22 protein-coding genes are annotated in these 16,984 nt (G+C 67.7%); 10 read left to right on the top strand and 12 right to left on the bottom strand.

Going from position 1 to position 16,984, the window contains the following annotated elements:
- Window positions 1-68: 68 nt before the first annotated feature.
- Window positions 69-2,354: an NADP-dependent malic enzyme gene (locus tag O5K31_RS00790; protein ID WP_269715232.1), complete on the bottom strand. Its 2,286-nt coding sequence runs from the start codon at window positions 2,352-2,354 to the stop codon at window positions 69-71.
- Window positions 2,355-2,478: 124 nt separating this feature from the next.
- Entirely contained in the window at window positions 2,479-3,129 is a 651-nt protein-coding gene (locus O5K31_RS00785) for a glutathione S-transferase family protein (protein WP_269715231.1), read from the bottom strand.
- A gap of 101 nt (window positions 3,130-3,230) precedes the next feature.
- Here O5K31_RS00785 and dapB point away from each other — a divergent pair, with 101 nt between their 5' ends.
- The 4 genes from dapB to O5K31_RS00765 are packed head-to-tail and all read left to right on the top strand — an operon-like array spanning window position 3,231 to window position 7,732.
- Window positions 3,231-4,010, top strand: a complete 780-nt coding sequence (dapB, locus tag O5K31_RS00780; RefSeq protein WP_269715230.1) for a 4-hydroxy-tetrahydrodipicolinate reductase — start codon at window positions 3,231-3,233, stop codon at window positions 4,008-4,010.
- 40 nt (window positions 4,011-4,050) lie between these two features.
- A complete protein-coding gene (locus O5K31_RS00775; RefSeq protein WP_269715229.1) occupies window positions 4,051-7,137 on the top strand; it encodes an intermembrane phospholipid transport protein YdbH family protein in 3,087 nt (1,028 codons plus the stop codon).
- Window positions 7,138-7,173: 36 nt separating this feature from the next.
- Window positions 7,174-7,359, top strand: a complete 186-nt coding sequence (locus O5K31_RS00770) for a YnbE family lipoprotein (protein ID WP_269715228.1) — start codon at window positions 7,174-7,176, stop codon at window positions 7,357-7,359.
- A 19-nt stretch (window positions 7,360-7,378) separates the two neighbouring features.
- Window positions 7,379-7,732 (top strand): YdbL family protein, encoded by a 354-nt coding sequence (locus O5K31_RS00765; RefSeq protein ID WP_269715227.1) that lies wholly within the window; start codon window positions 7,379-7,381, stop codon window positions 7,730-7,732.
- A 4-nt stretch (window positions 7,733-7,736) separates the two neighbouring features.
- Here O5K31_RS00765 and cysQ read toward each other — a convergent pair whose 3' ends face one another.
- Both cysQ and O5K31_RS00755 read right to left on the bottom strand, forming a co-directional pair.
- Window positions 7,737-8,486, bottom strand: a complete 750-nt coding sequence (cysQ, locus tag O5K31_RS00760; RefSeq protein ID WP_269717122.1) for a 3'(2'),5'-bisphosphate nucleotidase CysQ — start codon at window positions 8,484-8,486, stop codon at window positions 7,737-7,739.
- A 19-nt stretch (window positions 8,487-8,505) separates the two neighbouring features.
- On the bottom strand, window positions 8,506-8,691 hold the full coding sequence (locus O5K31_RS00755) for a DUF3553 domain-containing protein (RefSeq protein WP_269715226.1): 186 nt from the start codon (window positions 8,689-8,691) through the stop codon (window positions 8,506-8,508).
- A gap of 58 nt (window positions 8,692-8,749) precedes the next feature.
- Between O5K31_RS00755 and chpT the strand changes: the two genes are divergently transcribed.
- From chpT to O5K31_RS00740, 3 genes are all read left to right on the top strand, one after another.
- Entirely contained in the window at window positions 8,750-9,406 is a 657-nt protein-coding gene (chpT, locus tag O5K31_RS00750; RefSeq protein WP_269715225.1) for a histidine phosphotransferase ChpT, read from the top strand.
- 72 nt (window positions 9,407-9,478) lie between these two features.
- Window positions 9,479-9,844 carry a response regulator gene (locus O5K31_RS00745; RefSeq protein WP_269715224.1) on the top strand — a complete coding sequence of 122 codons (366 nt, stop codon included), beginning with the start codon at window positions 9,479-9,481 and terminating at the stop codon, window positions 9,842-9,844.
- Window positions 9,841-10,668 carry a CheR family methyltransferase gene (locus O5K31_RS00740; protein WP_269715223.1) on the top strand — a complete coding sequence of 276 codons (828 nt, stop codon included), beginning with the start codon at window positions 9,841-9,843 and terminating at the stop codon, window positions 10,666-10,668. Before O5K31_RS00745 ends, O5K31_RS00740 begins: the two co-directional genes overlap by 4 nt.
- 69 nt (window positions 10,669-10,737) lie before the next feature.
- On the opposite strand, the gene O5K31_RS00735 is transcribed toward O5K31_RS00740, so the two are convergent.
- The 4 genes from O5K31_RS00735 to nepR are packed head-to-tail and all read right to left on the bottom strand — an operon-like array spanning window position 10,738 to window position 13,455.
- Window positions 10,738-10,875 carry an entericidin A/B family lipoprotein gene (locus tag O5K31_RS00735; protein ID WP_269715222.1) on the bottom strand — a complete coding sequence of 46 codons (138 nt, stop codon included), beginning with the start codon at window positions 10,873-10,875 and terminating at the stop codon, window positions 10,738-10,740.
- A gap of 59 nt (window positions 10,876-10,934) precedes the next feature.
- The gene (gene phyK / locus O5K31_RS00730; RefSeq protein WP_269715221.1) at window positions 10,935-12,650 is read right to left on the bottom strand and encodes a sensor histidine kinase PhyK; all 1,716 of its coding nucleotides are present in this window, start codon (window positions 12,648-12,650) and stop codon (window positions 10,935-10,937) included.
- Window positions 12,647-13,264, bottom strand: a complete 618-nt coding sequence (locus O5K31_RS00725) for a sigma-70 family RNA polymerase sigma factor (protein WP_269715220.1) — start codon at window positions 13,262-13,264, stop codon at window positions 12,647-12,649. Before O5K31_RS00725 ends, phyK begins: the two co-directional genes overlap by 4 nt.
- Window positions 13,264-13,455 carry an anti-sigma T factor NepR gene (gene nepR, locus O5K31_RS00720; protein ID WP_269715219.1) on the bottom strand — a complete coding sequence of 64 codons (192 nt, stop codon included), beginning with the start codon at window positions 13,453-13,455 and terminating at the stop codon, window positions 13,264-13,266. The genes O5K31_RS00725 and nepR overlap by 1 nt, the downstream gene beginning before the upstream one ends.
- Before the next feature lie 242 nt (window positions 13,456-13,697).
- On the opposite strand from nepR, the gene phyR reads away from it, so the two are divergent.
- Window positions 13,698-14,501: an anti-anti sigma factor/receiver protein PhyR gene (gene phyR, locus O5K31_RS00715; RefSeq protein ID WP_269715218.1), complete on the top strand. Its 804-nt coding sequence runs from the start codon at window positions 13,698-13,700 to the stop codon at window positions 14,499-14,501.
- Between the two features lie 75 nt (window positions 14,502-14,576).
- Complete coding sequence (locus O5K31_RS00710; protein WP_269715217.1) at window positions 14,577-14,750, top strand: DUF1328 domain-containing protein; 174 nt, start codon at window positions 14,577-14,579, stop codon at window positions 14,748-14,750.
- A gap of 76 nt (window positions 14,751-14,826) precedes the next feature.
- Here the strand turns inward: O5K31_RS00710 and O5K31_RS00705 are convergent, their stop codons facing one another.
- The 4 genes from O5K31_RS00705 to O5K31_RS00690 all read right to left on the bottom strand — a co-directional run bounded on the left by O5K31_RS00705 (window position 14,827) and on the right by O5K31_RS00690 (window position 16,511).
- Entirely contained in the window at window positions 14,827-15,054 is a 228-nt protein-coding gene (locus tag O5K31_RS00705) for a hypothetical protein (RefSeq protein WP_269715216.1), read from the bottom strand.
- 14 nt (window positions 15,055-15,068) lie between these two features.
- Window positions 15,069-15,287, bottom strand: a complete 219-nt coding sequence (locus O5K31_RS00700; RefSeq protein WP_269715215.1) for a hypothetical protein — start codon at window positions 15,285-15,287, stop codon at window positions 15,069-15,071.
- Between the two features lie 313 nt (window positions 15,288-15,600).
- Complete coding sequence (locus O5K31_RS00695) at window positions 15,601-16,035, bottom strand: OmpA family protein (RefSeq protein ID WP_269715214.1); 435 nt, start codon at window positions 16,033-16,035, stop codon at window positions 15,601-15,603.
- A 134-nt stretch (window positions 16,036-16,169) separates the two neighbouring features.
- On the bottom strand, window positions 16,170-16,511 hold the full coding sequence (locus tag O5K31_RS00690) for a YMGG-like glycine zipper-containing protein (RefSeq protein WP_269715213.1): 342 nt from the start codon (window positions 16,509-16,511) through the stop codon (window positions 16,170-16,172).
- A 156-nt stretch (window positions 16,512-16,667) separates the two neighbouring features.
- Here O5K31_RS00690 and O5K31_RS00685 point away from each other — a divergent pair, with 156 nt between their 5' ends.
- Window positions 16,668-16,970 (top strand): hypothetical protein, encoded by a 303-nt coding sequence (locus tag O5K31_RS00685; RefSeq protein ID WP_269715212.1) that lies wholly within the window; start codon window positions 16,668-16,670, stop codon window positions 16,968-16,970.
- Window positions 16,971-16,984: the final 14 nt, after the last annotated feature.

Genomic DNA, 16,984 nt, shown 5'->3' with positions numbered 1-16,984 from the left:
GACGGCGGATCGCCCGCCGTCCTCCTCAGGGCGTCAGGCGCGTCTCGCCGCGAGAATGTGACGGCCGGTCAAGCGCTCGCCTCGGCCAGAGGCCGGTCATAGGCAGCCATCATGGCCATGTTCAGAATCTTCGACACCGAGGCCGAAAGCGGACAAATCTGGATCGACTTCTCCAGGCCCAGCAGCACCGGCCCGATCACCGTGGCGCCGCCCAGGGACTGAACCAGCTTGGTCGAGATCGAGGCGGCGTGAATGGCCGGCATGATCAGGATGTTGGCGCTGTCGGTCAGGCGCATGAACGGATAGTTGGCGCGAAGGCTCGGGTCCAGAGCCAGTTCGGGCGGCATCTCGCCCTCGTACTCGAAATCGACCTTCATCTGGTCGAGCATCTGCACCGCCTTGCGCACCTTGTCCGACCGCGTGCCCATCGGGTTGCCGAAGGTCGAGTAGGACATGAAGGCCACCCGTGGCGTGAAGCCCAGCTTGCGCACGTCCCGCGCCGCCTCGCAGGCGATCTCCACCAGCTCCTCGGCCTCGGGCAGCTCGGTGACATTGGTGTCGGCGATGAACAGGGTGCGGCCCTTGGCCAGCACGATAGACATGCCCATCACCCGTCCGCCCGGCGCCGGGTCGATCACGCGGCGAATCTCCTCCAGTACCTGGTCGAAGCTGCGGGTGACGCCGGTGACCATGCCGTCCGCGTCGCCCACGGCCACCATGGCGGCGGCGAAGCTGTTGCGGTCCTGATTGATCAGGCGCTGCACGTCGCGGCGCAGGTAGCCCTTGCGCTGCAAGCGCTCATACAGGAAGTCCACATAGACCGGGTTCTTGTCCGAGACGCGGGCGTTGACGATCTCCAGCGGAGTTTCGTCGGGATTGAGGCCCACCAGCTTCATGTTCTGATGCACCAGGTTCTCGCGACCGCACAGGATCGCCTGGCCCAGACCCTGGGTCTGGAAGGCATAGGCCGCGCGGATCACCGACGGCTCCTCGCCTTCGGCGAACACCACGCGCTTTTGCGCTCCGCTCATCACCGAGCCGCTGATGCGCTGCAGGAAGCCGGCGGTGGGATCCAGCCGCTGGGCGAGGCTGGCGCGATAGGCGTCCATGTCCTCGATCGGCTTGCGGGCCACGCCGGTATCCATGGCCGCCTGGGCCACGAAGGGCGGGATGTACCAGATCAGCCGCGGATCGAAGGCCGACGGAATGATGTACTCGGGGCCGAACTTCAGCTGCCGTCCATGATAGGCGGCGGCCACCTCGTCCGGCACGTCCTCGCGCGCCAGCTCGGCCAGAGCCCGGGCGCAGGCGATCTTCATCTCGTGATTCACCCGCCGGGCGCGCACGTCCAGAGCGCCGCGGAAGATGTAGGGGAAGCCCAGGACGTTGTTGACCTGGTTGGGATAGTCGCTCCGGCCCGTGCCCATGATCGCGTCGGGGCGAACGGCCTTGACCTCTTCCGGAGTGATCTCCGGATCGGGGTTAGCCATGGCGAAGATGATCGGGTTGGGCGCCATGCTGGCGATCATCTCGGGCGTGAAAGCGCCCTTGGCCGACAGACCCAGCAGCACGTCGGCGCCGGCCACGGCCTCGGCCAGGGTGCGCTTGTCGGTCTTGACCGCGTGGGCGCTCTTCCACTGGTTCATGCCCTCGGTGCGACCCTCATAGAGGACGCCCTTGGAGTCGACCGCGATCACATTCTCGGGCCGCACGCCCATGGCCTTGATCAGCTCCATCGAGGCGATGCCCGCCGCGCCGGGGCCGTTCAGCACGACCTTCACGTCCTCCAGCTTGCGGCCGGTGATGGCGCAGGCGTTGATCAGGCCGGCGGCGCAGATGATCGCCGTGCCGTGCTGGTCATCGTGGAAGACCGGGATGTCGAGCAGATCCTGCAGCTCGGTCTCGATGCGGAAGCACTCAGGGCTCTTGATGTCCTCAAGATTGATGCCGCCGAAGGTCACGCCGATGTTCTTGACGACCGTGATGATCTCGTCGGCGTCCTTGCTGGATATCTCGATGTCGATGGAATCAACGTCGGCGAAGCGCTTGAAGAGGACGCTCTTGCCCTCCATCACCGGCTTGGACGCCAGGGCGCCCAGATCGCCCAGGCCCAGGATCGCCGTGCCGTTGGAGATCACCGCAACCAGGTTACCCTTGGAGGTGTAGTCGTAGGCGGCGTCGGGATCGGCGGCGATGGCGTGGACCGGCACGGCCACGCCGGGGGAATAGGCCAGGGACAGGTCGCGCTGCGTCGCCATGGGCTTGGTGGCCACCACCGCCAGCTTGCCCGGCGTCGGGTAGCGGTGGAATGCCAGGGCCTCTTCGTCGGTAAAGGCGCGTTTTTCGTCGCTCATGCGGCGCGTGTCCCCGTCTGCGTCTGGGCCGCCGTTCATGCGGCGAACCCTTGTGTGAAGGGGAGGCACCCTAGCGAGCGCCTCCTGTCGCCACAACCGCCCGCGCGGTGAACGCCTGTTCGTATCAGGCCTTGGAGCGCATGGCGGCCACGCCGCGGTCGATCTCCTCGCAGACCCGGACGACAAGGGCGTGTTCGCGCAGCCTGGACCAGTAGGCGGACAGGTTGGGCCGCTCGGCCAGCATCGAAGGCCGACGGAAGGAGGCTTCGATCAGCGGCAGGAAGTGCAGCATCGGCGCGAGCTGGCAGTCCGCCAACCGAAGACCGTCAGCCGCCGCCGGTTCAAGACCGCAAATATGAGTGTCGAGATGATCGAGCCCCGCTTCCAGCTTGGCGAACTCCTGCTCGACCACCGCCTCGTCACGGGCGCGTGGATTGATCTGCTTGAACAGCATGCTCATGGGCGCCGCCACATAGAGGTCACCGACCCGGGCGATCAGGCGCTGGCGCGCGGCTTCCTTGGGATCGGCCGGCCGCAGCGGCGCCTTGGGGAAGGCGTCCTCCAGATATTCCAGAATGGTGTCAGACTCGGCGATCACCTGGCCACAGTCCAGAACCAAGGCGGGGAGCTTGCCGATGGGATTGATGGCCAGATACTCGGGCGACTTCAGCCCGGCCACCGGCGGCGATGCGATCTCGACCTCCAGGCCCTTGGCGTAGATGGCCAGCCGCACGCGGGCGGCGAATGGCGACATGTCGTGGCTGTAGAGTTTCACGCACTCTCCCTTGCGTTCTGTTCGCTGCGGCTTGACCCGGCGAGTTGGTCGCGAGACTAGACTGCAAGCGTGACCGCATACAGTTGTTTTTGGAGACTCGCTTGTCGCAGACCCTTCGCATCGCTGTCGCCGGCGCCCTCGGCCGCATGGGCAAGGCCGTCGCCGCCGTGGTCGAGGCCAGCGCCGACGCCGAGGTCTTCGCGCGGTTCGATCGTCCGGGCGCGACCGGCGACGGCGTGGTCGATATCGAGGACGCCTTGGCGGTCGCCCATGTGGTCATCGACTTCACCGTGCCCGAGGCCTCCGTCGCCCTGGCCGAGCGGTGCGCCACCCAGGGCGGGCCGGCCTTGGTCATCGGCTCGACGGGGCTGGACGCCGCCCAGGAGGCGCGCCTCGCCGCCGCCGCACAGAAGATCGCCATCGTGCGCTCGGGCAACTTCTCCTTGGGCGTGAACATGCTGATGGGCCTGGTGGCCCAGGCGGCCCGCGCCCTGCCGGCCGACGACTGGGACATTGAGGTCTTCGAGGCTCATCACAAGCGCAAGGTCGACGCCCCTTCGGGCACCGCCCTGATGCTCGGCCAAGCCGCCGCCGACGGCCGCGGGATCGATCTGGCCAACAATTCCGACCGGGGCCGCGACGGCCTGACCGGCCCGCGCGAGCCTGGCGCCATCGGCTTTTCCGTCGTTCGCGGCGGCGGGATCATCGGCGAACACAGCGTGATCTTCGCCGGCGAGGAAGAGATCCTGACCCTGTCTCATTCGGCCCGTGATCGCAGCCTCTTCGCCCGTGGCGCGTTGCAAGCTGCACGATGGGTGAACGGTCAAGCTCCAGGCCTCTACGACATGCAGGACGTGCTCGGACTGAAGTCCGAGCGCTGAGGCCTTATTTTTGTCCCGCAAGCCGAGACCCTGAAGGCTGATGACGGAGACCACGCAAAATCCCGATCCGCCCATTCGCCACGCACCTTCGCGCCGGGCGAGGTTGGCCGCCGTGGCGCTGGAAGTCGGCGCCGTGGCCCTGTGGAGCGTGGCGGCGGGCGGCCTGATCGTCCTTGCCCAGCGGCGGGAAATCGCCCGCGAACTGGCCATATCCTGGCTGCGCGAGCGCGGCGTCGAGGCCTCCGTCGATATCCAGGCCCTGGACGTGGACGGCTTTGTCGGCCGCGTGCGGGTGGGATCGGAGGATGATCCCATCTTCTCGGCCGAACGCCTGGAAGTGGCCTATTCGCTTACCCCGCCCTGGGCTGGCGACAAGTTCGCCATCGAGACCCGGGCCGTGCGCCTGGTCCGGCCGCATATCAAGGCGGCGTTCGTGAAGGGCAAGCTGTCCTTCGGCGCGCTCGATCCCCTGATCGAGGACTTCACCAAGACCCCTCGGCCCGAGCAGACCGGCGGCCCCGCCGTGCTTATCGAAAGCGCGCGGGTCGATCTGGGCACCGAGTTCGGCCGCGTCACCCTGGTCGGGGACGGCGCCATGGACCAGGGCGCCCTGCTGCGCCTAGACGGCGCCCTGATGCCCACGCGGTTGAAGAAGGACGATGTGGTCCTGACCAGCGACGGCGCCCGTTTTTCCCTGCGCAAGAACGGCGCGCGGATGCGGACCAGCGCCCATCTGTCGCCTTCCAGCCTAACCCAGGGCGAGACTCGCATCGAGGGTCTGGAGGGCGACCTGGCCGGAGAGCTGCCCTATCCAGACCTGCGCGGCATGTCCGCCGCGGGTCCTGTCGCCCTGAACGCTGTTTTCACCGCGCAGCGCGGAGAGACGTCCGGAGCCAGGGTTCAGGGCGCGCGCCTGAAACTCGACTGGACCGGCTCGGTGTTCGGCTATCCAGAGCGCGCGGCCCTCTCCGGCCGTTTGGTCGCCGGGCTGTCGGCAAGCGACTTGAACATGGGCGGCGAGCAGATTGACGATCTCGACGCCGACCTGCAGCTCAACGGCTTCACCTTCAATCACGACAAAGCCGCCGACCGCTTTGAAGGCGCTGTTCGGCTGAACGCCTCGGCCGGCGCCGTCATCGCTGGCGGGCTGGACTTGCAACGGGTTTCGGCCAGCGCCCGCACCGGGCGACTGACAGCCCGCAAGGACGCCCAGGGCGTCTCGCTCAACGGCCAGATGGCGCTGGACGGCGGCGCCTCGATCTCAACCGCCACAGCGCGGCGGCTGGCGGCCCAGACCCCTGTGGTCGCCCAGAACCCTGACTATCAGGCCGCCCTGTCCCGCAACCTGACGCGGCTGACGCTCGACGCGCCATCCATCGCCCTGACCATGCGGCCCGACAGCTTCCGCGCCGTCGCCGGACGGCCCTTGACGGTTCGCGGCGCGAGCGGCGCGCGTCTGCGGCTCGATCCGGTGAGCGCGCCCCTGGTTCAGAGTCTGGGCGGCGGCGCGTCCGGAGCCGCGAACCTGGAGCTTGCGGGCGGCGGCCTGCCGACCGCGGCCTTGCGCATTCCACGCTGGACGGCGGGGCCTCAAGGCATCGACGCCGCCCTGTCTCTGACCGCGGAACTGGACCTGCCTCCGCTGCAGAACCTGACCATCAAGGGCGACGCCAAGGCGTCCAGCCGAAACGGACTGCTGGCCGTTCGCCTCGACCGCTGCGCGGATGTGGCGGCGGAGAAGTTCGTCATGGGCGAGACCAGCCTCGACGGCCTGGCCGCCCAGGTCTGCGCCGACGGCCCGATCCTGCGGGTCAGCGCCAATGGCTGGCGGGCCGACGGCCGCCTGGTCAAGGCGAGCGCCGGCCTGACCGCCGCCGAATCCGAACTGGCCGACGGGGAGGCGGCCTTCGCTCTGTCCGGCGCCGGCGGAACCATGAACGGTCAGGTCCGCCTGAACGCCGCCAAGGTCGTCGATCGCCAGCCCGCCCCGCGCTTCAACCCCATCATCGCCGACGGGACCGTGGCCCTGGCCCGCAATCGCTGGACCGGTCCGATCACCCTGCGCACCGAAGCCGGCCGCGCCCTGACCCGTATCGACGTGGCGCACGACATGAATTCCGGCGTCGGCGCGGCGGCCATCGACGCCTCTCAGCTGGCCTTCATGCCCGACGGCCTGCAGCCCGCCGAGATTTCGCCCATGGCCGCGCCGCTGCAGCAGGTTCAAGGAAGCGCATCATTCACCGGCCGCTTCGACTGGAACGCGGCCGGCATGACCAGCAGCGGCCGTTTCACCGCCGCCGGCCTGCAGTTCAAGGGACCCGCCGGTCTCAGCAAGAACGCCGGCGCCGACGTCACCTTCGCCAGCCTCACGCCCCTGGTCACCGCGCCGGGTCAGACCGCGACCATCGCCCGCGTGGAGGCCTTCGCGCCCCTGGACGACGTGGTCGCCACCTTCCATCTGGAGGAAAAGGCCTTCGCCCTGGAATCGGCCGTCGCCAAGACCTTGAAGGGCGTGGTGCGCGTGGAGCCGATGTCGGTCACCTACGAAGGCGGAACGATTCGCGGAGCGCTGGTTCTGGAAGAGGTGCAGCTGGGCCAGTTGGTCGCCGGCACATCCCTGTCCGACCGTCTGCAGATCGACGGGCTGTTCAACGGCCGCATCCCTTTCGAGATCGACGGGGAGAATATCCGCGTCCGCGACGGCAAGCTGGCCGGCGCCCCGCCCGGACGCATCGCCATCAGCCGAGCCCTGATCGCCAACGCCTCGGCCAACGGCCAGCCCGCCGACACCACCAACGCCATTCAGGACTTCGCCTATCAGGCCATGGAGAACCTCAGCTACGACAAGCTGGAGGCCACCGTGAACAGCCTCGACGGCGGACGGCTGGGCGTGCTGTTCCACATCGAGGGCCGCCACGATCCCAAGGTGAAGGAAAAAGCGCGGGTCGGCATCCTCGACGTCCTGCGCGGGCGAGCCTTCGACAAGCGCATCGCCCTGCCGGCCGGCACGCCTGTCAACCTGACGCTGGACACCACCTTCAATCTCGACGACCTGCTGGCTGGCTGGCGTCGGGGCTGGACAGATCCTGAACAGGCCCCCTCGCGTTCAGCCCCCGTTCAGCCGTAGAGTCCGATTAACTGAGCCATGACGGAGACCACGCTCATGACCAAGCGCGCAGCTGCGCTCACCGCCGCCGCCGCTTTCGCGGCCCTCTTGGGAGCCTGCACGCCGACCGTGCGCGTGAAGGTGGATCCCATCAACATCTACGCCAAGCTGGACGCAGACGTCCGGGTGCGGCTGGACAAGGAAGTCCAGACGCTGATCAGCCAGAACCCCAACCTGTTCTAGGCGCCTGAGGAGTTTCATCATGATGCGCAAGCTTTTCACCGCCGCGGCCATCGCCGTTTCGCTGGGGGCCGCCTCGGCTCCCGCTCTGGCCCAATCGGCCGCCAAGGCCCAGGTCGACATCGCCAAGACCGCAGGCGTGGTCGGCGAGCAGGCTGACGGCTATCTCGGCTTCGTGTCCGGTACGGGCGACGCGGCCCTGCAGGCCGCGGTGCGCGAGATCAACGCCGGCCGCGCCGCCGTCTATCGCGACATCGCCGGCAAGACCGGCGTGACGCCCGAAGCCGCCGGCCAGGCCGCCGCCCGCCAGCTGTTCGAACGCCTGCCCGCCGGCGCCTGGTACAAGCCCGCCGGCGGCGGCTGGACCAAGAAGTAGGGGCCTAGCCGCCCCTGGCTACGAACCAGCCGTTGCGGAATCCCGCATCGGCCTTGCCGTAGACGAAGGGTGAGCCGTCGGGTGTCGAGAAACGCCCGCCGGCCGCCTCCAGGATCGCCTGGCCGGCGGCGGTGTCCCATTCCATGGTCGGTCCATGGCGTGGATAGATGTCCGCCGCGCCCTCGGCGATGCGGCAAAGCTTGATGGAGCTGTCCATCGGCTGACGCCGGTCAAAGCCATATTCGGCCTGCAGCTTGGCGGCCACCTCTTCCTTCATGGTGTGCGACACCAGGGCCACGGCTTCGCCCGTGGGCCAGGGGCGCACTCGCACGGGCGAGGCGGCCTCGCCCTGCTGGCGTTTCATCGTTCCGTTCGGGGTCGTGAACCAGGTCTCCATGGTCACGGGCGCGCAGATGGCGCCCGCTACCGAGCGGCCGTTCTCGATCAGGCCGATATTGACCGTGAAATTGGGGTCGCCGCGAACGAAGGCCTTGGTCCCGTCCAGGGGGTCCACCAGGAAGAAGCGACCCGCCGCGTCGGTGGGCACGCCGTTCTCGGCCGAATCCTCCTCCGATACCACGGGGATGTCCGGGAAATGGCGGGCCAGCAGGTCCAGGATCAGCTGCTCGCCACGCTGGTCAGCCTCGGTCACCGGGCTCTCGTCCGCCTTGCGGATCACAGTCAGGTCCGAGCGCCAGTACGGCAGGATAAGCCGCGCGGCCTCCTCGACGATATCGGCCAGGATTTCGCCCATTGCGGCGTCGTTGCTCACGTCAGTGTCCCCTCGGATCGTCGCCGACGAAGATCAGCCGCACCGCGTCCGAATCGATCGTCTGTTTGCCGGCCTGCTCGAAATTGACGGTCACCCGCCGCCCGGCGACCGACTGCACCTGACCCAGGCCCCAGTCGGCCTGATCGGGATGGCGCACCAGGGCGCCGGGTTCGAGAAACAGGTCCATCGGCGCCGTCTTTAAGGGCCATTTTCCCCAGCGCCAAATCAGGCCAAGGTCCCGGTCGATGAACGACGCCCTCGACGCCCCGACCCAACAGTCTCCCGCCGATCTGGCGGCCCTGCTCGCGGCGCGCCTGTGCCACGACTTCATCAGCCCGGCCAGCGCCATCGTCTCCGGCCTCGACCTGCTCGAGGATCCGACGGCCCAGGACATGCGCGAAGACGCCATGGGCCTGATCAACGCCAGCGCCCGCAAGCTGGTGGACCTGCTGCAGTTCAGCCGCGTGGCCTTCGGCGCCTCGGCCGCGGCCGAAAGTTTCGACAGCCGCGATCTCGAGGCCCTGGCCCAGGGCGTCTACGCCCACGTTCGGCCCGAGCTCGAATGGACCGCCGACGCGCCCCAGGTGAACAAGCCGGCGGCACGCGCCCTGCTGAATCTCGCCCAGATCGCCGCCGGCGCCCTGCCCACCGGCGGCAAGGCCAAGATCCGGGTCATGCTGGTCGACAACCGCTATGTGATCACCGTCGACGCTTCGGGCGCCCGCGCCCGCCTGCGCCCCGAAGTCGTGGCCGGCCTCAAGGGCGATCCCCTGGGCGACGGCATCGGGGGCCAGTGGATCCAGGCCGCCTACTTGCACAACCTGGTCAAGGCCTGCGGCGGCCAGGTCGCCGCCGAAACCGCTGAAGAGCGCGTCACTTTGGCCGCCTGGGTGCCTGCCTAAGCGGCAGGATTCCTTACCCCTCCTTAACCAAAGCGGCGCAAAACGGCTCATTGGAATGGAGCCTGCGCGCCTGTGAAGACCTGCCTTGTCGTCGATGACAGCCGGGTGATCCGGAAAGTCGCCCGACGCATCCTCGAGGACATCGGCTTTCAGATCGCCGAGGCCGCCGACGGGATGGAGGCGCTTGGCTGGTGCCGCGCGGCCATGCCCGACGCCATCCTGCTCGACTGGAATATGCCGGTGATGAACGGGGTGGAGTTCCTGAGACAGCTGCGCCAGGAGCCCGGCGGCTCCGCGCCCGTGGTCGTCTTCTGCACGGTCGAGGCCGACCTGGAGCATATCCGCGAGGCTCTCGATTGCGGGGCCGACGAGTACATCATGAAGCCCTTCGACGGCGACGTGATCGAAGCCAAGTTCATTGAGGCGGGCGTTCTGTGAAGCCGTCCGACCTGGAATTCCTCGCGGCCCTGTGCCGTTCCCGCGCCGGCCTCAAGGTGGCGCTGGAGAAGACCTACCTGATCAATAGCCGGCTCTCGCCCGTCGCCCGCCGCGAAGGCTTCGCCAGCATCGACGACATGATCGCCATGGTGCGCTCCAAGCGCGAGGAGCGCCTGATCTGGGCGGTGGTCGAAGCGATGACCGGGGCGGAAACCGCCTTCTTCTTCCCGCGCGACGCCTTCAACCAGTTCGAGAAGGAGCTGCTGCCGGCCATGGCCCATCGGCGCCCTGGCGGGTCGGTCCGGATCTGGAGCGCGGCCTGCGCCACAGGCCAGGAAGCCTATTCCCTGGCCATGATGGCCGAAGAGGCGCGCGGCGTCCTGCCGGGACTGAAGCCCGAACTGTTCGGGTCCGACATCTCCGAGCGTTGCCTGGAGAAGGCCCAGAGCGGCCTCTACACCCAGTTCGAGGTGCAGCGCGGCCTGCCCGTGCGCCGCCTCGTAGCCCACTTCGAGAAGGTGGACGAGATGTGGTCCCTGGACGCGCGCGTGCGTCAGATGGTGCGCTGGCGGCGGATCAACCTGATCTCCGACCTCTCGGCCCTTGGCCGGTTCGACATCATCTTCCTGCGGGGCGTTTTGGCGACCATGGATGAGGCCGTGCGCGGCCGCGTGCTGGAGAACGTGGCCGTGACCCTGGCCGACGACGGCTTCCTCGTGCTCAGTCCGGGAGATGAACCGGCGGGCCTGACCTCGGCCCTGACACCGGTCGATGGACATCCCGAAGTATTCGGGCGTGACCCCGACTTCCGCAAGGCGGCCTGAAAATCTCGACCTGAAACGCAAAAGGCCCCGCTATCCGCGGGGCCTTTCTCGTCTCCCGAGGGAGGCGTCTTAGTTCTTGGCGTCTTCGGCGGTGTTGGTGACGGCCTTGCCGGCAGCCGAAACGTCCTCACCAGCGCCCGAAACGGTGTTGCAGGCGGCGGCGGCGAGACCAGCGGCGACAACCGCCATGATGATGAGCTTGCGCATGAGAGTTCTCCTGAATGCCGCTCGCGCGGCTTGTATGGCGCGGGAAAAACGCCAGCGGCTCAGCTTTGTTCCGCCGCCTTGCTCGCGGGCTTCATCTTGGCCTCCGGAGTCGGGAAGACCAGGCTGATGCGCAGACCGCCGGCGGGGTTCGGCTCGAAGCTGACCCGACCGCGAAGCTGGCGCGCGAAGGCGTTCATCAGGGTCATGCCCATCCCGCTGGGCGGGGCGCCGGGAACGCCGATCCCGCCGCCGTCGTCGACGATGTCCAGAGTGCCCTCGCCGTCGCGAACCCTGAACTCCACGCTCAAGGAGCCTGGCCGTTCGGAGAAGACCTGCTTCTGGGCGTTGGCCACCGCCTCCACCGCGAAAAGGGCCAGGGGCGCCAGACGATCGGGATCGATCATCAGGGGGTCGGCATGGACCTCCGTCCGCACCGCGCCGTGCGGGCCCGCGTCGCCCGACAGCAGCTGGGCGGTCAATTCCTCCAGGAACGGGCGCAGGTCCACCTGCTTGAGGTCCGGCCCCTGGTAAAGGGCGCGATAGACCAGCGCCAGGGCGGAGATGCGCTGACGCGTATCCATGATCGCCTGGCGCGAGGCCGGGTCGGTCAGCGCCCTTTGCTGAAGGCTGAGCAGGCTTGAGATGACCTGAAGGTTGTTCTTCACCCGGTGATGGATTTCGCGCAGCAGCGCGTCCTTCTGGTCCAGGCTGTCGTGCAGGGAGGCGTCGCGCGTGACGATGGCCCCGGCCATGTGGTCCAGCGTCTCGGCCAGCTCACGGATTTCCGGCGGAGCCTTGTCGGCCCGCACCGGGCGAACCGTGAAGCGGCCACGGGCGTAGATCGCCGCGACCCGTTCCAAATAGTAGATCCAGCGCACGATGCTGCGCTCCGCCGCCAGCAGCACCGCCGCCAAGGCCGCGAAGAAGGCGAAGATCGGCAGCAACAGCCGCGAGATCGGGTTGAGGCGCGCCCACGAGAACAGGCCCGGCGACGGCGCGGACAGCACCACATAGACCTCGTTCGCCACGAGGGGCGCCGCCGACAGGGTGCGCAGGCGGTTCGAGGCGTCCCTGGCGGTCCAGAGCAGATTCTTCGAGCCGGCCTGCGACAGGTCCGGCGGCTCGTTAGGGAAGGCGGCGGGGCTGGTGAGCGCGAAATACTGGCCTTCACGATCGACCATCGCGATCTCGGCTCCGCCCGGCAGAGCGCGGGAAGTCGTCTCAGGCTGCAGGCTGGACAGGGCGATCACCGCCACCAGCGCGCCGTCGAACTTTCCGTCACGTTCGGCGCGCACGGCGGCCAACAACGACGGCTCGGCCGCATAGGCGACGCCTGGCCTGGCGTCGACCGTCATCGATTGGCCCTCCCGGATACGCGAGAACCATGGCCGCGCCGCGCGCGCGGCGTCAGACGGCACTGTCTCGGCCGAACAGGCGACACGTCCGCGCACATCGAACCGGATCAGGTTGGCGTAGCCCGGCAGGCGGCGCTTGATGTCATTGAGGCGCTGGGCGCAGTTCAGACCCACCGAGCCGGGACCCAAGGTCTCCAGCAGTACGCCCGCCGCCTCGATCCTGGCCTGGACCGTGGCGGCGCTGCGCTGCGCGCCGAGCGCCAGGCTTTCGCGCTGGGATTCGGCGTCGCGATGGAATGCGGTGACGGTTTGGGCGGCGCTGAGGATCAGCACCGGCAAAAGAGCGACAGCCACCGCCGCGGCCAAGCGGACGCGGATGGTGGTCGCCGGACCCCAGCCCAGCCTTTCGGCCAGCCTCACCGAACCGAGCTCAGACGCTCCGCATCGGCGAGGATCGACTTCATCGCGTCACCGGCCGCGCCCCCGTCGCGCTCATAAGAGCCATCCTCGAGGATGGACTGCAGGGCGCGACGCGCACGGCTGACACGGCTCTTCACCGTACCGACCGCGCAGCCGCAGATTTCAGCCGCTTCTTCGTAGGCGAAGCCGCCGGCGCCGACCAGGATCAGCGCTTCACGCTGCTCGGCCGGAAGCATGTTCAGGCTCATGCGCAGCTCGTCGAGCGCGACCGGCGCTTCCGGATCGTCCACCGCGACCAGGGTCCGCTCGGCGGCTTCCTGATCAAGCTGGCTCTGACGCCAGGACCGGCGCTTTTCCGAATAGAACTGGTTGCGCAGGATCATGAAGGTCCAGGCCTTCATGTTCGTGCCCAGCTGGAAACTCTCGCGAGCGTCCCAGGCCTTCATCATGGCGTCCTGCGCCAGATCGTCCGCGGCGGTCGGATCACCAGCCAGGGTGCGCGCGAACGCGCGCAGGTGGGGGATCAGCTGAACCAGCTCGCGCTTGAAGATATTGTCTCGCTCGACCCCGACAGGGCCGCCCGCGGTGCGATCCGCGTCGATATGATCGGCCATTAGCGGTCTCCCGCTTTGTCATCGGCCTTGCGAAGGATATCGAGGAACTCGTCAGGAACGGGCTCGTTGACGACTTCGTCGAACATGGCGCGCAGCTTCACGCCGATAGCCTGCTGGCGCAGGCGGGCTTCGTCCAGGGCGGCGGATGCAGGCCCTTTGCGACGGTCTTCCATGGCTCTTTGTTCGATCATGACTCCGACGCCGGAACCGGCGATCGCCCCCTTACTGCAGCCCAATATGCCTTTGGCGCATGCGGCGCCGTGAGCCGGAAACGCCCATCTCCCTTCCGGGTTCCATTGCATTCAAGCACATCATGACGAAAGGTGAAGCTTGTTGGAACCGTAACCGTGGCGACGCGTTTGGCACCTTGTCGGGACGTTATGCGTATCCCGACGCTTGTTTTTTGAAGACCTTTTGAAAGTCGGGAGGGGTCATGAGTCTTCTTGCTCGGCTTGCGCCGCATCTGCCCTATGTTCGTCGTTACGCGCGCGCGCTGACCGGTGACCAAACCACGGGCGACCACTATGTGCGCGTAGCGCTTGAAGCGCTGGCCGCGGGCGAACGTTCCCTGGAGAGCTCTCTGTCTCCGCGGGTCGCTCTTTATCACGTGTTTCACGCCATCTGGCTCAGCTCGGGCGCGCAGCTCGAGGCGACCGAGCAGGACGATATCGGCATGGGCGGCGAGGATGCCTCGCGTCGCCTGATGCGCATCGCTCCGCGTTCACGCCAGGCGTTTCTGCTCACCGCCCTGGAAGGGTTCACCCCCACCGAGGCGGCCCAGATCCTGGGCACGGACTTCGACGAGGTGGAGTCCCTGATCTCAGAGGCCCAGACCGAAATTGACGCGGAGTTGGCCACCGACGTCCTCATCATCGAGGACGAGCCGGTGATCGCCGCCGATATCGAGGCCCTGGTCCGCGAACTGGGTCATGACGTCACCGATATCGCCGCCACCCGTGGCGAGGCCGTCGACGCTGTCGCACGCAAGACCCCGGGCCTGGTCCTGGCCGACATCCAGCTGGCCGACGGCTCGTCGGGCATCGACGCGGTGAAGGACATTCTGGCGCGCCTCGACGTGCCGGTGATCTTCATCACCGCCTTCCCCGAACGCCTGCTCACCGGCGAGCGTCCGGAGCCGACCTTCCTGATCACCAAGCCGTTCCAGCCGGAAACGGTCAAGGCGGCCATCGGTCAGGCGCTGTTCTTCCATCCCCGCCGCACCCGCAAGGCCGCCTAGGGGAACCTGGCCATCGAGCCGGCGTTCGCTTTCTGAACAGCCCGCATTCCGCGGGCCGGAATGGGAGCGACCGCCGTGCTCGGATGGACCCTGGTTTTCGCGATCCTGGCCATTGTGGCCGGTTACCTCGGCTTTATGGGACTGGCTGGCCTAGCCGCCACCATCGCCAAGATTCTCTTTGTCATCTTTCTGGTGCTGCTCGTGGTCAACTTCGTTGTCCGCGCCATACGCGGCCAGTCGGTGATCTAGGGAAGCGATCTTCCCACACAGCAAAACGGCCGCTCCTTCCGAGCGGCCGTTCTTTTTGGCGCTGGCGCCGCGATGGTCAGTTCTGCTTGGCGGCCACGGAGTCGGCCGGCTCTGTGCCGGTTTCAGCCGCGGTCGGCCCCTGTTGGGCCTCGATCGCGCTGTATTCGCCGCTACGCATGCCCCAGCTGCCGAACAGGGCGAGGGCGGCGAGGGCTGTCGAGATCACCAGGACCCACAGGACGTGACGGCCCCAGCGACCCTGGCGGGCGCGGGTGGCGTTTAGACGAGGGGCGTCGCTAGGCATGAGGATTCTTTCAGCTATTGGGGCAGGTAGGACAGCGGCGCATCGGTCTGGGCGACCTGCTGCGCCGGGACGGGTTCAGGCGCCGGCTGCATGAACTGGCTGGCCACGCCGCCAGAGACGGCTATCAGAACGCCGCCAGCGGCCACCGCCAGGGCAAGCCGTCCAGGCCGGCGACGCTCGGGCGCATCGTAGAAAACAAGGCCCCCAAGGGCGGCGCGATAGGTGCGCATCATGGCAAGGCTCCTCGCCGGCGCAGACATGCGCCTTTGCTGAAGAACGCCCCGGAACTTCGCCTCGTTCCGCCCTGACTCGAATCTTGACCGTGAGATCGTTCAGAGACCCGCGAAATTTTTTCGTCGCGACCGGGAACAGATTTCCGGGGAAATGCTTTTCATCTCTGCGGAGGCGGCGACGCCCCCCCGACTTGAGGCTGGCGAGAGCCAGCCTGCCGTCTCCGCACCCCCCTTTTCTCGATGATGCAGACTTAAAAAGGGCGGCCCGCAAAGGCCGCCCTTCTTCTCGTCAGCGCGTCGGGTAGGCGCTCTATTAAAGCGGCCCGCCGAGATCGACCGCCACATCGGTTCGACGCCGCAGGGGGCGGGCCTGACCGTCCGAAGTCGTCGCCCCCGCGTCGCCAACGGCGGCGGTTGAGAACTCGATGGTCGGAAAGCCCGCGCGCGCCAGAGCCTGTTCGACCGCCTGGGCGCGATCACGTGAGAGCTGCAGGTTGACGTTGGCGGCGCCCACGGCGTCTGCCAGGCCGGTGACCGTCACCTTGTCCACCTTGCAGCCCGCGGCCATGCCCGACGCGCCGCGCAGGACCGCCCGCGCCTCACGGGTCACCTGCGTCGAGTCCCGCTCGAAATAGATGGAGACAGTAAAGTCCTGGCAGGACGGCGCGGCCTGGACGATATCGGACCGCTTGGGCCCCAGCGACGCGCAGCCGGCGACCGCGATAGCGGCGACGCCGACAGCCCACATTCCCTTACTCAAAGTCCTTGGCATATTCGAACCCCTCCCGCCCCCTTGAGGGCCCCTGAAACTAAGTCCCCACGCAAAAAGCGGCGGCCGACATCCTCGCCGGCCGCCGCCATTCCGATCAGCTTGCGCTGCGATCAGTAGCGGGGCGCGCCGTTCTCCCAGTAATAGCGGCCATCGCGGCTGTCGTAATAGTAGTAACGGCCCGCGCGCTCATCATAGTACTGGCGGCGGTTGGTCTCCGCACCACATCCGCCGTCTTCGCGGCAGCCCTTCACGGCGCCGGCGGTCCCGCCCAGAGCCGCGCCGATAGCCGCGCCCGTGGTCGCGCTGCCGCTGCCCACATTATTGCCGATCACGGCGCCGGCGAGGGCGCCGAGCGCCGCGCCGCCAGCGGCGTTTCGCTCTACGTTGCCCGTCGAGGTGCAGGCGGCGGCGAGCACGCCGGCCCCTGCAAGGGCGATCCAGGTCCTGTACATCTGGGCTTCTCCATAGACTGATGCCGTCAAACGAACGTCTCCCAACGGCGCAGGTTCCTGGCGCGCAGGAACTGCCGCCGCGGCGCGGCGTTTCGACCACATCGCCCAAGGTCAAGATTGGCGGCGGGCCAAGATCTGGTGCGAGGAGGACAAGCCATGCGTTTCTGGAACCGACAGCCGGCCGTGGTCGAAGAACCCAGCAGCCTCGACGCCTTCACCAGCGACGCGGGCCTGGTCCGCGAAGCCTATGAGCGTGGCCGCAAGGACGAGCGCAGCCGTCGCCGCGACTCGCCGCTTCTTGTCTGCCTGGTGGTTCTTCTCGCCCTCGCCGGCGCCGTGGCCCTCACCACCGCCGCCACCCACGGGGGCTCCTTCGCCGAAGGCGGGGCCGCGATCGACCGCGCCCTGGGCCGCTCACCCTCGTCGCTGGGTGAGTACACGCCGCCCGTCGGCGGCTGATCACGACACACCGG

Source organism: Caulobacter sp. NIBR2454, from assembly GCF_027474405.1.
In the GTDB taxonomy this organism is placed as follows: Bacteria; Pseudomonadota; Alphaproteobacteria; order Caulobacterales; family Caulobacteraceae; genus Caulobacter.
Note: the sequence above shows the minus strand (reverse complement) of the source record. Positions and strands in the feature narration are given on the sequence as shown.